Origin of the sequence: Alcanivorax profundi, assembly GCF_003597125.1 — a bacterium.
In the GTDB taxonomy this organism is placed as follows: Bacteria; Pseudomonadota; Gammaproteobacteria; order Pseudomonadales; family Alcanivoracaceae; genus Alcanivorax; species Alcanivorax profundi.
In genome coordinates this window covers 222983-236145 of the sequence record NZ_QYYA01000001.1, presented here as the reverse complement: position 1 = coordinate 236145, position 13163 = coordinate 222983, and the positions used below count along the sequence as shown (strand labels likewise).

Annotated in this window: 12 protein-coding genes; 9 read left to right on the top strand and 3 right to left on the bottom strand. The window is 60.8% G+C overall.

Features of this window, described 5'->3' with window-relative positions; translation table 11 throughout:
- Position 1 precedes the first annotated feature (1 nt).
- The 9 genes from D4A39_RS01060 to D4A39_RS01020 all read left to right on the top strand — a co-directional run bounded on the left by D4A39_RS01060 (position 2) and on the right by D4A39_RS01020 (position 9960).
- Entirely contained in the window at positions 2 to 871 is an 870-nt protein-coding gene (locus D4A39_RS01060; RefSeq protein ID WP_119917355.1) for a MaoC family dehydratase, read from the top strand.
- 358 nt (positions 872 to 1229) lie between these two features.
- Positions 1230 to 2369 (top strand): tRNA 2-selenouridine(34) synthase MnmH, encoded by a 1140-nt coding sequence (gene mnmH / locus D4A39_RS01055; RefSeq protein ID WP_306461020.1) that lies wholly within the window; start codon positions 1230 to 1232, stop codon positions 2367 to 2369.
- Between the two features lie 156 nt (positions 2370 to 2525).
- Positions 2526 to 3401: a putative selenate ABC transporter substrate-binding protein gene (locus D4A39_RS01050; protein WP_022985622.1), complete on the top strand. Its 876-nt coding sequence runs from the start codon at positions 2526 to 2528 to the stop codon at positions 3399 to 3401.
- On the top strand, positions 3402 to 4049 hold the full coding sequence (locus D4A39_RS01045; RefSeq protein ID WP_119917353.1) for an ATP-binding cassette domain-containing protein: 648 nt from the start codon (positions 3402 to 3404) through the stop codon (positions 4047 to 4049).
- Positions 4046 to 5530, top strand: coding sequence for a PhnE/PtxC family ABC transporter permease (locus D4A39_RS01040; RefSeq protein ID WP_119917352.1), 1485 nt, complete (start codon positions 4046 to 4048; stop codon positions 5528 to 5530). The genes D4A39_RS01045 and D4A39_RS01040 overlap by 4 nt, the downstream gene beginning before the upstream one ends.
- A gap of 35 nt (positions 5531 to 5565) precedes the next feature.
- Complete coding sequence (locus D4A39_RS01035) at positions 5566 to 6339, top strand: PhzF family phenazine biosynthesis protein (RefSeq protein WP_119917351.1); 774 nt, start codon at positions 5566 to 5568, stop codon at positions 6337 to 6339.
- Positions 6336 to 8525: a selenide, water dikinase SelD gene (selD, locus tag D4A39_RS01030; RefSeq protein WP_233552377.1), complete on the top strand. Its 2190-nt coding sequence runs from the start codon at positions 6336 to 6338 to the stop codon at positions 8523 to 8525. Before D4A39_RS01035 ends, selD begins: the two co-directional genes overlap by 4 nt.
- Positions 8526 to 8568: 43 nt before the next feature.
- Complete coding sequence (locus D4A39_RS01025; protein ID WP_102791971.1) at positions 8569 to 8958, top strand: PA2779 family protein; 390 nt, start codon at positions 8569 to 8571, stop codon at positions 8956 to 8958.
- A gap of 12 nt (positions 8959 to 8970) precedes the next feature.
- Positions 8971 to 9960 carry a PA2778 family cysteine peptidase gene (locus D4A39_RS01020; RefSeq protein ID WP_119917629.1) on the top strand — a complete coding sequence of 330 codons (990 nt, stop codon included), beginning with the start codon at positions 8971 to 8973 and terminating at the stop codon, positions 9958 to 9960.
- Here D4A39_RS01020 and D4A39_RS01015 read toward each other — a convergent pair.
- The 3 genes from D4A39_RS01015 to D4A39_RS01005 all read right to left on the bottom strand — a co-directional run bounded on the left by D4A39_RS01015 (position 9906) and on the right by D4A39_RS01005 (position 12994).
- The gene (locus D4A39_RS01015) at positions 9906 to 10532 is read right to left on the bottom strand and encodes a hypothetical protein (protein WP_119917350.1); all 627 of its coding nucleotides are present in this window, start codon (positions 10530 to 10532) and stop codon (positions 9906 to 9908) included. The two genes, D4A39_RS01020 and D4A39_RS01015, sit on opposite strands and share 55 nt — an antisense overlap.
- Positions 10532 to 11875, bottom strand: a complete 1344-nt coding sequence (locus tag D4A39_RS01010) for a peptidylprolyl isomerase (protein WP_119917349.1) — start codon at positions 11873 to 11875, stop codon at positions 10532 to 10534. Before D4A39_RS01010 ends, D4A39_RS01015 begins: the two co-directional genes overlap by 1 nt.
- Before the next feature lie 87 nt (positions 11876 to 11962).
- A complete protein-coding gene (locus D4A39_RS01005; protein WP_119917348.1) occupies positions 11963 to 12994 on the bottom strand; it encodes a phospholipase C/P1 nuclease family protein in 1032 nt (343 codons plus the stop codon).
- Positions 12995 to 13163: the final 169 nt, after the last annotated feature.

The following is a 13163-nucleotide window of genomic DNA, read 5'->3' as shown; positions in this document are numbered from 1 at the left end:
AATGAGCGAGGTAAAATTCCGCGAACTGCGTAATTCACCCCCCATGGTGGTTAACTTTGCCAAGGCAGTGCTGCGTGCCACCGTCAAGCCAGGCAAGAGTCCGGCCCTGCCGGAAATCGGCCTGCGACTCAACGATGTGGCGCTGGACGAAAAACACCTGGCGGCTTACCGCAAGGTGTGTGGCTTCGCAGCAGACGGCAAGCTTCCCGTTACCTACCCCCATATGCATGCCTTCCCGCTGCACATGGCCCTGATTCTCAGTGATGGGTTCCCGTTCCCGGCCATGGGGCTGGTGCATGTCCGCAACAGCATTACCCAGTACCGCCCGATCAGTGAGAAAGAGCAACTCAATGTGAAGTGCTATCTGGGCAACCTGAACAAGGTCGACAAGGGTTACGAGTTCTCTATCTTCACCAGCATCAGCACCGGTGGTGAGCGTGTTTGGGAAAGCGAATCCGTGAATTTCTTCCGCACCGGCGGCGGCGGTGGCAGCAAGAAGAAAGAGGCCCCCAAGCCCGCGCCCGCCACGGACACCGTGGAGTGGAAAGTCCCCGGTGATACCGGTCGCCGTTATGGCGCGGTATCCGGTGACCGCAACCCGATTCACCTGTACCCGCTGTCGGCCAAGCTGTTCGGTTTCAAGCGTCAAATTGCCCACGGCATGTGGTCCAAGGCCCGCTGCCTGGCCGAACTGCAAAACCAGCTCCCCGAGACCGCTTTTACGGTCGATGTGCAGTTCAAGCTGCCCATGTTTATTCCTGCCAGCGTCAAGTTTGAGAACAAGCCGGCCAAGGGCGGAAGCGATTTCCGCCTGTTGGCCAAAGACGGCATCAAGCCCCATCTGGCCGGCCAGATCCGTCCGGCAGAGTAAAGCGCCAGACGCCAGAACGCGGGCAGGGCTGCGGGGATTCCCCGATACCCTGCCCGCGTTTTTTTATGCCTGAGGGTTAGTGGAGAGGTGCGTGAAGCGGTTCAGGGGAGCCGTTGGATGTGCTTCCGGGATCTCTTCCTCGCTTGGGCTCGGCTCACCATGCAGCATGGTTACTCGCTTCGCTCGTCCCTTCGGGGCCGCACTGCCCGCGTTACGCCACTGCGCCAGGTTCCTGCCGGGTTCTCGGGTGATTTACTGGCGCCAAACCCAACGATCTGGAAAGCGTTTCCGTTCTTCCTAAAACCGGGATCTAGCTTGGGTTTTCCCGTCCAGTCGTGCGTAGTTCGTAGCTTGTAGCTTGTCGCGTGCTGCTGCCGTAAACTTCCTGCCCATGCGCGATGACAGCCACGATTATCTATCCCTGTTTCTCAACGACATTCCTCTACTGGATGTGCGAGCCCCTGTGGAATTCTCCAAGGGCGCCTTCCCTGCCGCGACCAATCTTGCGCTGATCAACAATGATGAACGGCATCAGATCGGTATTTGCTACAAGCAGCATGGGCAGCAGGCAGCCATTGATCTGGGCAACCAACTGGTCAGCGGTGAAGAGCGGGACAAGCGCATGCAAGCGTGGCAGCAATGGTGGCGCGACAACCCCCACGGCTATCTTTATTGCTTCCGGGGCGGCCTGCGCAGCCAGACCACGCAGGCCTGGCTAAAAGAGGCCGGGGTCGATGCCCCACTGATTCGGGGTGGCTACAAGGCCATGCGGACCTTCCTGCTCAACCAGCTGGAAAACCGCATCGCTGCCCAACATTTCGAAATCCTGTGCGGCAGAACCGGCTGCGCCAAAACCCGTGTCATCGCAGCCCAGCCCAACGCCATTGATCTGGAAGGCATCGCACATCACCGCGGGTCCGCATTTGGGCGTCGCCCCGGCGGGCAGCCCAGCCAAATTGATTTTGAAAACACCCTCAGCATTGACCTGCTGAAAGCCCACGCAGCCAACCATCACACGGTGCTGCTGGAAGATGAAAGCAAGCTGATCGGACGCTGCCATTTACCCTTCAGTCTGCAGGACCGTATCAAGAGCCAGCCGCGCATCGTGATCAATGAGACGCTGGCGTCTCGTGTTCAGGTCACGCTGGAGGACTATGTGGTCGGCCCACTGCAGGAGTATCGCCAGCACTTTGGTGAACAACAGGCGCTGCAGCAACTGGGTGAGGAATTGCTTGCCGCCATGGACCGCATTCGCCGGCGCCTGGGCGGCCTGCGCCACCAGCAGTTGCGTCAGGTGCTGGAGGAAGCACTTGCGGTCCAGGCCATCAACGGCGATACCGAACTGCATCGCGAATGGATTCACACCCTGCTGGCAGATTACTACGACCCCATGTACGACTACATGCTTTCCCGACGGCATGGCGAGATCGTGTTCGAGGGAAGCCGTGACGAGGTCATGGCGTTTCTGAATGAGCGCAATGCCAGTCAACCGCACTGACTAACGGGCCTGTGAAGGAGCCATCCCGGTAGTGTTAACCGGCTCTGGCAACCCGGCGTCAGCATTCCTATAATTTCCCCGTCGTGTCTGGCCGGGCCCACGGCACCCGCACACTCTGTTCCGCCCGGTACGCCTCCCTATTGAACGGAGTCAACAATGCGCTTCAAACTGCTTGCCGCTCTGCTGATGGCCATGCTGCTGTCTGCCTGCAACAACGAGCCTCACCTGGGGACCTTCACTTTCACCGCCATCCCGGATCAGGATGAATCCCAACTGGAAAAACGTTTTGGCGTGGTTGCTCTCTATCTGGAAGAGCAACTGGGCGTACCCGTGAAATACGTACCGGTGAAATCCTACGCCTCAGCGGTCACCGCCTTCCGCAACGATCAAGTGCAAATGGCCTGGTTTGGCGGGCTGTCGGGGGTGCAGGCGCGCCGTCTGGTACCGGGCTCACAAGCCATTGCCCAGGGCCAGGAAGACACCGCTTTCAAAAGCTACTTTATTGCCAACACCAGTACCGGCTTGAGCCCGGTTGATACCCTTGGCGAAGACTTCGTTGCCCAACCCTCCTTCACCTTCGGCTCCAAAGGCAGCACCTCCGGCCGTCTGATGCCGGAATTCTATCTGCGTGAAACCTTTGGCCAGGCACCGGATGCCCTGTTCGACAAGGTCGGTTTCTCCGGCGACCACAGCCGCACCATTGCGCTCGTGCAAAGCGGCGCCTATGCCACCGGCGCGGTCAACTACAAGGTCTGGGAGCGCGAGCTGGCCGAAGGCAAGATCGATACCGGCAAAGTGCAGGTCATCTGGGAAACCCCGGTGTACCCCGATTACCACTGGACCGTACGCGGGGATCTGGACGAGAAATTTGGTGACGGTTTCAGCCAGAAAGTCACCGAAGTCCTGCTCGCCATCGACGATCCTGTATTGTTGAATGCCTTCCCGCGGGAGAAATTCATCCCCGCCAGCAATGACGATTACGCCCCTATCGAAGACACCGCAGCGGAAATTGGTCTGCTGGACACGCCCTAGGTGTTCAGCTTCGACAAGGCATCGCTTGGCCATCCCGGCCAGGCGGTGTTTGAGTCACTGAGCCTGAGTATCGGCGCCGGTGAAATAGTCGCCCTGCTCGGCCCATCCGGGGCGGGCAAGTCCACGCTGCTTGAGGCCCTGCGTCAGCAGCAGGAACACCAGGTGGCCTGGTGCCCCCAGGCCGGCTCGCTCGTACCCATGCTGAGTGTCTTCCACAATATCTACATGGGTGCCTTGGCACGCCACTCCACCCTCTACAACCTTCGCACGCTGCTGCTGCCCAGTGCAGCGGAAAAACACGCCGTGGGCGAATTGGCGCAGGCCCTGGGGCTGGAAGACAAACTGTTCACCAGCGTCGACCGACTTTCTGGCGGGCAGGCACAACGTGTGGCTCTGGGCCGTGCGCTCTATACCCGGCGCCCAGTATTGCTTGCCGATGAACCGGTCTCCAGCCTGGATGAACACCAGGGGTTAACGCTGCTCCGCCATACCCTGGCACAACACACCACCGCCGTGGTGGCCCTGCACGACCGTAGTCTGGCCCTGGCTTGCTGCCAGCGCATCATTGGTCTTCGCCACGGAGAGATCGCCCTGGATGCCCCCAGCGACAGCCTGTCGCTGGGGGATCTGGATGCGCTCTACCAATGACCCCGCCCCTGAATACCACCGCCAGCCAGTGGCGCCGCACCAGCGGCTGGCTGGCGGTGGCCGGGCTGCTCGCGTTTCTGCTCGCGGATCTGGAGATCACCCGCTCCTCCCCCGGCCATGAACTGCAACGGATGGCCAGCGGTTTTCTGTCACCGGATTTCTTGGCCACCGACGCTCTCTGGCGCGCCCTCGCCAATACCCTCTCCTTCGCCTGGCAAGGTACCGCCCTTGGCGCGCTGTTGGGTTTCCTCATGGCCATGCTCTGGCATCGCCGGGCGGTGCGCAGTGTGGCGGCCTGCCTGAGGGCCATTCATGAGCTGTTCTGGGGGCTGCTGTTGTTGCAGATAACCGGGCTCAGCACCATCACCGGTGTGCTCGCCATCGCCATCCCCTATGCCGGCATTTTTGCCAAGGTATTCGGTGAATTTCTGGAGGAAGCTGATCCGGCACCCGGCCGTGCCCTGCCGCAACACACCTCGTCCCTCAGCCTGTTTTTCTATGCCCGTTTACCTTTGGTCTGGCGAGCGTTTCGCGCCTACGGCGGCTATCGCCTGGAGTGCGCCCTTCGTGCCTCTGCCATCCTCGGTTTCATCGGGCTGCCCACCATTGGCTTTCACTTGGAAACCGCCTTTCGCGAAGGCACCTACGATCAGGGTGCCGCCCTGCTGTATCTGTTCTTTGCCCTCATTTTTACGTTGCGCTGGTGGTTACGACCCGCTCTGGTGCCTCTCTACCTGATCGCCGCCATCGCCTGGGCGCCACCGCTCTTCCATGGCCAGCTCGACACGCTGGTTCGCTTTGTCACCGAAGATCTGGTCCCGGCGCCCTTGCGCCATGGCGGGGGAACTAGCGAGCTGCTGTCATGGCTGATCAGCCTCTGGCACCAGCAACTCTGGCCCGGGCTGTGGCAAACCGTTGTGCTGGGCATGGCGGCCTTGCTGGTCACCGCACTCCTGTCACTGGTGCTGTTCCCGCTGATTTCGCCCTTGTTCGGTAACCGGGCAAGCCGCCATGCAGGCCATGGGTTGCTGGTGGTCTTACGCACCACGCCGGAGTTTTTTCTGGCTTTCTTCTTTCTGATCTTGCTCGGTCCGTCCATGCTGCCGGGCATCATGGCGCTGGCGCTGCATACCGGTGCCATCGTCGCGCACCTGACCGGGCGCTTCAGCGAAACACTGGTGCTAAGGGCGGATGCCCCCAGCGGAGTCAATCGGTATGCCTGGGAAGTCCTTCCCCGGGTCAGCCCCAACCTGCTGGCCTTTCTGTTATACCGTTGGGAAGTGATCATGCGGGAAACGGCAGTACTGGGGATCCTTGGCATCCACACCCTGGGTTTCTATATTGATTCCAGCGTGGCGGAATTCCGTTTTGACCGTACCGCCCTGTTGATACTGGCCACGGTCATCTTGAATCTCGGTGTCGATGCCCTGTCGCGCGGACTGCGTAAACGCCTGCGGCTCAAACCCGGGCTCGGCGTGTAAGTCGCCCATCGTGAACAACGGCTGCAAAGGGAAATATGAAGCTCTACCAGGTTGATGCCTTTACCTCGTCCCTGTTCCGGGGCAATCCTGCCGCAGTGGTGCCGTTGGAGCGCTGGCTGGACGACGCCCTGCTGCAGAACATCGCACAGGAAAACAACCTGTCGGAAACCGCGTTTCTGGTGCCGGATGACACCGGCTATGCACTACGCTGGTTTACCCCCCGGGTAGAAGTGGATTTGTGCGGTCATGCCACACTGGCCGCCGCATGGGTGGTCTTTAATGCATTGGGGTTTGCCGGGGAACGGGTGCGCTTCAACTCTGCCTCCGGGCCACTGTATGTCACCCGCAGCGGCCAGCGGCTAACGCTGGACTTCCCTGCCCGGCCTGCGACCCCCATCACCGAAACAAGCACGCTCGAACACGCTCTGGGCGTACCGATTCGCGCCGCCGCGCAAGCCCGTGATCTGCTCATCGAAGTGGACAGTGCCGCTTGCGTTCGTGAATACCAGCCGGACTTTTCCGCCATCGCGGCACTGGATACCTTTGCCGTGATGCTGACCGCCCCCGGAGAGGATTGTGATTTCGTCAGCCGCTTTTTTGCCCCCGCAAAAGGGGTGCCCGAAGACCCGGTTACCGGTTCGGCCCACTGCACCCTGGTGCCCTGGTGGGCAGACAAACTCGGCAAAAAACGACTGCATGCCCGGCAGCTGTCCGCTCGTGGCGGCGAACTGTTCTGCGAGATGAGCGGCGACAGGGTATCGCTGAGTGGTGAAGCGCGCTGTTACCTGAAAGGCGACATTCTGCTGTGAATATTCCTCCCACCCACACCGATTTGCTGCTCATCGGCGGTGGCCATAGCCACTGTCTGGCCCTGCGCATGCTGGCCATGCGGCCGATACCCGGCGTGCGTATCACGCTGGTGTCATCCGACCCGACCAGTGCCTATTCCGGCATGCTGCCCGGGCTGATTGCCGGGCACTATGCCCCCGCCGAGACCCAGGTCGATCTGTACCGGTTGTGTCTGGCCACCGGCGTCCGCTTTGTCCACGCCAGCGTCACCTCGCTGGCCGCCGATCAGCACACCGTGCAGCTCAGTGACGGCAGCACCCTGGGTTATGACTGGCTGAGCCTGGACGTGGGCGCCACACCGGACCTGTCTCCGGTCGGCGACAGCCACCCCCGGGTGCTCGCCGTCAAACCCGTCGCCACCTTCTGGCAGCGTTGGCAGCAATGGCGCAACCACGCTGATAAACACCATCTGGCCGTGGTCGGCGGCGGTGCCGGTGGCACAGAAATGGTGCTGGCCATGGCGGAGTATTGCCGCCAGCAACAACGCCCCGTGACCTTCAGCCTGCTCACCGGCGGCACGCTGCTGCCGGGCTATGGTGCCGCAGTGCAAGCACGCATGCGACGGCACTTGCAGCGTTATAATATCCGGCTACAGGAGCACACCCGGGTGACCCGGGCCGAGAACGCAGAAACACTGCTGGCCAACGACCAGCCGCTGGCCGCAGACGGCATCGTGTGGTGCACCGGGGTGCGCGGCATCCCGGTGCTGGCGAACAGTTCGCTTGCCTGTGACGCTCAGGGCTTTGTAAAAGTCGACGCGCAGTTGCGCAGCCTGAGCCACCCGCGCGTGTTTGCCACAGGCGATTGTGCAGCGTTCCCTTCCCCCCTGCCCAAGGCCGGGGTCTACGCGGTACGCCAGGCCGCGGTGCTCGCCCATAATTTACGCGCCGCCATAACCGAAGCCCCGCTGAAACCCTATCGGCCCCAACGCCATTTTCTGTCGTTACTGTCGACCGGAGACAAGCAAGCGGTGGCGTCCCGAGCCGGACTGCCTGCCCTGTCGGGGAAATTCGTCTGGCGCTGGAAAGATCGCATTGATCGCCGCTTCATGGACAAGTTCGGTATCGACTTGCCTACCATGTCGTCCCCCCCGAGCGCCCCCTCTTCGCAAGCAATGCCACTGCACTGCGCGGGCTGTGGAGCCAAGGTGGGCAGCCAGGCGTTAAGCGACGCACTCGCCGACCTGCAACCCCATCTCAATGCCGGCATCGACGCCGGGGTAGACACCGCCGACGATGCCGCCGTGATCGACTGGCCCGCCGGCCAGCGACTGGTGCAAAGCCTGGATCACTTCCCCGCCTTTGTGGATGAACCGTATCGGTTTGGCCGGATTGCCGCACTACACAGCCTCAGTGATCTCTATGCCATGAACGCCCGGCCCCATTCCGCCCTGGCAAATATCACCGTGAACTGGCATCACCCCAAACTGCAGGGCCGAGACCTGCAGCGGTTAATGGCGGGGGCCGTACGAGAGCTGAACCGTGCCGGTTGCACCCTGGTCGGCGGACACACCACAGAAGGGCCACAAATGGCCGCGGGGTTTACCGTCAATGGCAGCGCACCGGCCGATGTCCTGTGGCACAAACGCGGCGCCCAGCCCGACGATGTGATCATTCTGACCAAACCGCTGGGCAGTGGCGTCCAACTGGCTGCCATGATGCACGGCAACGCCTTGCGCAGCCCCTGGCTCGCGGCCACCCTCGACAGCCTGTTGCTCAGCAATGGTCCCGCTTGTGACGCCATGGGGTCACTGCCGGTCCATGCCTGCACGGATATCACCGGTTTTGGCTTGCTGGGCCATCTGCATGAAATCTGCCAGCAAAGCGATGTCAGCATGACGCTGGATACCGACAAGATCCCGTTGTTGCCCGGCACCCTGACACTGATTCAGGAAGGCATCGCCAGTACGCTGAGCGACACCAACCGGCAGATACTGATGCATTGCCAGGCGCACGAGCGCGTCAGCGAGGCCCTGAAAACAGCCTTGTGCGATCCGCAAACCAGTGGAGGTCTGGTGTTCTGTTTACCTGCCGCTATGTCAGAGCATGCCCAGCAACAACTGGCGCAAAACGGTGTAAAAAGCGCAGTAATCGGTAAAGTCCTTGTAAAAAACCGGCATGGGGGTGCAGATATTTTTCTTCAATAGCGTCACAGTAATTCTAACTTGAGCTGAGAAGGAGAACCCCACCATGTCCAAGCGACTGACAGGACTCGTTGCGTCATCCATTTTCCTGTTCATGCAACTGATGGTCGTCCCGGCCGCCCATGCGGCCATGGTCGGTAACGATACCGTCATCCAGCAACAGGATCGCGCCGCCATGAAAGCGCAAGTCATGCAGTTGATGGATCATCAGGCCGCCGCGCAGGCACTGGAAAAAAATGGTGTCACCAAGGAACAGGTCAGCGAGCGTCTGGATCGTCTTTCTCATCAGGAGCTGCAGCAACTGGCACAGAAATCTGAAGAGCTGCCCGCAGGTCAGGGCGTGCTGGGCATCGTGCTTGCCATCATCCTGATTCTGGTGATTCTGGATCTGCTGGGTGCCACCGATGTCTTCCCGGTGATTGATCCCGTCAGCTGATCGATGACGTTGATGTTTCGTTCCCACACGCCAGCGCCCCCGCTGGCGTGTGCGTCACAGCCCCGTAACCGTGCTGCCGCGGCAACCCTCCTGCTCATTCTGATCGCGCTCTTGAGCGCCTGTCAGAGTGTTCCGCCACCGCAAAGTGCCCAAGTCGCCCAGCACGAACAGGTCGTGGTCCCCTTTGTCCCGCAAGAGGCCTACCAATGTGGTCCGGCCGCGCTGGCCATGATGTTGCAATGGGCCGGGAAACCGGTCAGCGCCGATGCGCTGGTGGACGAAGTCTGGCTACCTGAGCGCAAGGGCAGTCTGGGAATCGAGCTCATGGCGGCGGCTCGCAGCCGGGGCCTGCTGGCCTACCCGGTCAACGATGCCAAACATCTGTATCAGGAATTACAGGCGGGCCGCCCGGTGCTGGTGATGCAGAATCTGGCCCTGCCCAGCTGGCCGAAATGGCACTATGCCGTGGTCACCGGGTATCACGATGAAGGCAAGACGGTGGTGATGCATAGTGGCACCACGCAAAGCAAAACCACGCACTGGAACCGGTTTATCCGCACCTGGGCGCGGGCAGAGCAATGGGGATTCACCCTCATCGCCCCCGGCGAATTGCCGTCCAGTGCCGAACCGCAGCCGCTCTTCCGGGCTATCTCGGCCACCCCCAATGCCATGGACTACTGGCCCCAAGCCGTGAAGGCCTTCCCCGACAGTGGCGAGCTATGGTTCGGTTACGGCAATGCCCTGTGGCAAGACGGAGACAAACCTGCCGCTCTGGAGGCCTTCGAACATGCCGTAAAGGCAGCGCCAGAGATGGCCGCGGCCTGGAACAACCTGGCGTTCGCCCAGCATCAACAAGGGGATAGCAATGCCGCCAGACGCAGCCTCTGCAAGGCAATGAACCTGGCACCGGATGACGAGAATATTCTCGACACCGCGAACACCCTGGGCTACTCCTGCCCCGGCTCCGGCTCGACCAGCTCCGGGTGTTGTTCCAGCAACTGATCGCGTTGCGCCATCAGACCGTCCAGCTTGCGCTGGCCTTCGGCCAGCTGCTCCGGATCGATGCCAAATGCCTCCCCCTGTTCAATCAGGCTTTCCAGCTCGCCAATCTTGCGATTGGCCGCCGTGACAAAGGAGCCATAGACCTGCTGCTTCTGGCGCATTTCGTACTGCTGGTACAACCCCGGGTCCGCCAGCTCCTCGGCAGACGGCATCTCACGCAGGTTGGTGCTGCGCGCCAGTGGCGGGGTGCGGGGGTCACCGTTTTCCATGCTCTCTCGCAATGCCGCCACCGCCCTGGCAGAGGGCACCGGCACCACTGCAGGGGCGGCCCCCTGCGACGCATTTGACGCCGGACCGTCGATGACCCGATCCCCGATGTAGGTGGGCATCGTCTCAGCCTCATCCGCAGGCAACTTAGCCGCCATTGACGGGCTCACCGTTGCCGGGTGGACCGGGGGCTCAACCACTGCAGCTGTCGGTGAGTCCTCATGCAGCCGGGCCCAAGCCACACACACGGCCAGGGTAATCCCCAGACCCACAACAACCAGTGCGACTAACGGCCCGGGTTTCATCACATGACACCCTGATTGATACGCAGTGACGCATCGGCACTGGCGTCCGCCAGCTGCTCACGAAACCGGGCTTCAAGCTGTTCACGGGCAATCGCCAACGAAGCTCGGTAACGCACCGATTCACTGTCCAGTGGCTGGTAGCCCATGACTTTTTCATCCACCTGAAGAATTTCCCAGTAGGGGGCACCGCTGACCGCGGGGCTACGGAAAGGCGCAGACACCCGTCCTTGCGGTTGGACAAATGCCAACGCCCGGGTCCAGTGATCGTCCCGGCTCTCGCGATCAATCCACCCCAACTGGCCGCCGTCAGTCGCATCCTCAGCCAGGGAGTAGCGGGCTATCGCCTGTTCAAATGACAGGCCATCGCGAATCTCCGCCACGATGCGATCCGCCGCCTGCTGGGAATCTACCCTAAGATGACGCGCCCGCACCCGCTCGACACGGGTAAATTCATCCTTGTTGGCCGCGTAATACTCGGCAATCTGCTGCTGGGTAACCTTGCCCGCCTGCTCCCGCAGGGCGGGGTTATCATCGTGAATGTCGTGCATCAACCCCATCTCATGCAGCAGGGCATCGCGATGCAACGCATCATCAAGACAACGGTCCACTGCCGCCACCGCCTGTCGAGACAGGCCGGACTCCTGTTCAAACCAGTAGAACACGAACTCCATGGTGAGCTGTTGTTTGATGGCTTCGCGAACAAAGGCCAGATTCAGATTATGCATTTGCACCTTGAGCTGAATATTCTGGCGGCGGTAAAGATCCCACAGGCTCAGGGTCTGTTCCGGCTGTGACTCCGCAAACCGGTAACGGGCCAACACGTACTGCTTCGCCGCCTGCTGCTGGGCCTCTGTCATCGTGGTATAGAGAGCTTGTTCCAGGGTCAGCATGGGGGCCAACGCCGTCGCGTCCAGCTCCAGAGGCTGCGTCAGATACGTCAGACTATTGTCGGCACCACGGGTTTGCACGGCGGCCCGCAAGGGCTCGGCAAAGGCCGAACGCAACAGCCGAAAGCGTTGCTGCTCTCGCACCGTATCACGGTCATAGCCCACATTGCCGGAGCCGACCTGGGCAGCGTGGTGGCCGTGATGATCCTCGTGCTCCGCCATGCCCGCCAGCAACCGGTTTTCCACCAGTCCCTTGAGCACAACCTGGGGAGTCGTCGTCGGATCGGCGCGGCGCGCGGCGGCCACAAACACCGCCAGGGTGTCCGCCGGCAAATCCTCACCGTTGATTCTCGCCGCGACAGAGTCCGGTAGCGGACCCCACGCCTGCCAGGCCACCGGGCCCAGTAATACCGCAGCAAGAAAGACCACAAACAGAATAGGAATCGAGCGTTTCATGGCGCCACCCTTGTTATTGTTTTGGAAGCGCCCTGCCTGCTTTCAACGTGTCGCAGAAAGCAGGAGGGCCGCAGGCGATTAAGCCTGTTAGGGGTTCACTTTCACCGCCGCGTGGTTCAACAGGTGCACCACCATGGCAATCGCATGGGGAATCACCACCTGCGCCACCTGAACACGGTCGCCGTGGTCGGTGCTGGACAGCACAATACCGCCATTACCGTAGGCCAGCGCGCCACCCTGGGTGAGCAGTGGACGGATATCATTGCTGCTGGTGGACAGCGGGGTGTAGTCCATCATGGCCTGATCCACCAGTGCGCTGTTGTTCAGGTTTTCGCTGTCATAGTAATCCGCCACCCAGGACTCCCAACCGCTGTGATTCAGGGCCGAGGTGGTCCACACGTGGTGGGGCTGCAGCAAGTCAGTGGTATGCATCACGAAACCCAGGGTCTGGGCGGTGGGCGTTGCCAGGAACTGGCTGTACCAGTACTGCCCCAGGTTATCGATGGGCTGGAACGGCATCTCCTCGAAATCATCGTACATGGACTTGCTCGAGTAGCTACCCTGGCGGTAGTTGGCTTCGGTCACCCCATAGGTGTTGTACTCGCTGTCATCGGCACAGCTCCAGAAACACCAGCCAGTCATGCCACCGTTACCGTCATCCATGTAGTCACCCACCAGCCAGGCAGCTGCGAGATTGTCGATATCACCCCACACGGTCAGCAGGTCGTAGTTATAGCCCCCGAAGTCGTTCCCATGAACATCGGAACCCCGGGTATGATTCTGGAAATGCCAGTAAGACGTATAGTTGACCAGCGATGCTCCGGCGTTGAACACCGGCGCGTACACACAGTCCCCGGTCACCGCACCGCACAGGTAAGTATCCTGGAAATCATCCACATCGTAGGCGCCCTGCCCGATCACCTCCGCAAACTGATCCATGCTGTAACCCGCAGCATTCACCCAGGCTTTCAGGCGGTTGAATTCGGTGCTTTGCGGGTTGGCCTTCATGTAATTCACCGCATCAATGGCGATACGCTTGTGGGTGATTTGCTGAAAGGCATGGACTGGCGATGACAACAGGGTGGCCGCAAGCAGGCCGGTAAGCGCTAGCGTTTTCATGGGGGTCCCCTTCCGTTTTGTTATTGAATTGCTTCGAATTGTTATTGAATTGAACAAACAATAACCAAACGTATATCACAGCCCTAGGGCGTGGCGGGACATTTTATGGACATTTTCTGCCAGCGGCGCCTTTGCCCGTTACAATGTGGATGAGCGGCATTCAACCTAC

Coding starts and splice junctions, on each gene's coding strand:
- D4A39_RS01060 (WP_119917355.1), top strand. CDS start 2: ATGAGCGAGGTAAAATTCCGCGAACTGCGTAATTCACCCCCCATGGTG.
- D4A39_RS01035 (WP_119917351.1), top strand. CDS start 5,566: ATGAAGCTCTACCAGGTTGATGCCTTTACCTCGTCCCTGTTCCGGGGC.
- D4A39_RS01040 (WP_119917352.1), top strand. CDS start 4,046: ATGACCCCGCCCCTGAATACCACCGCCAGCCAGTGGCGCCGCACCAGC.
- D4A39_RS01050 (WP_022985622.1), top strand. CDS start 2,526: ATGCGCTTCAAACTGCTTGCCGCTCTGCTGATGGCCATGCTGCTGTCT.
- D4A39_RS01010 (WP_119917349.1), bottom strand. CDS start 11,875: ATGAAACGCTCGATTCCTATTCTGTTTGTGGTCTTTCTTGCTGCGGTA.
- D4A39_RS01015 (WP_119917350.1), bottom strand. CDS start 10,532: ATGAAACCCGGGCCGTTAGTCGCACTGGTTGTTGTGGGTCTGGGGATT.
- D4A39_RS01020 (WP_119917629.1), top strand. CDS start 8,971: ATGTTTCGTTCCCACACGCCAGCGCCCCCGCTGGCGTGTGCGTCACAG.
- D4A39_RS01025 (WP_102791971.1), top strand. CDS start 8,569: ATGTCCAAGCGACTGACAGGACTCGTTGCGTCATCCATTTTCCTGTTC.
- D4A39_RS01005 (WP_119917348.1), bottom strand. CDS start 12,994: ATGAAAACGCTAGCGCTTACCGGCCTGCTTGCGGCCACCCTGTTGTCA.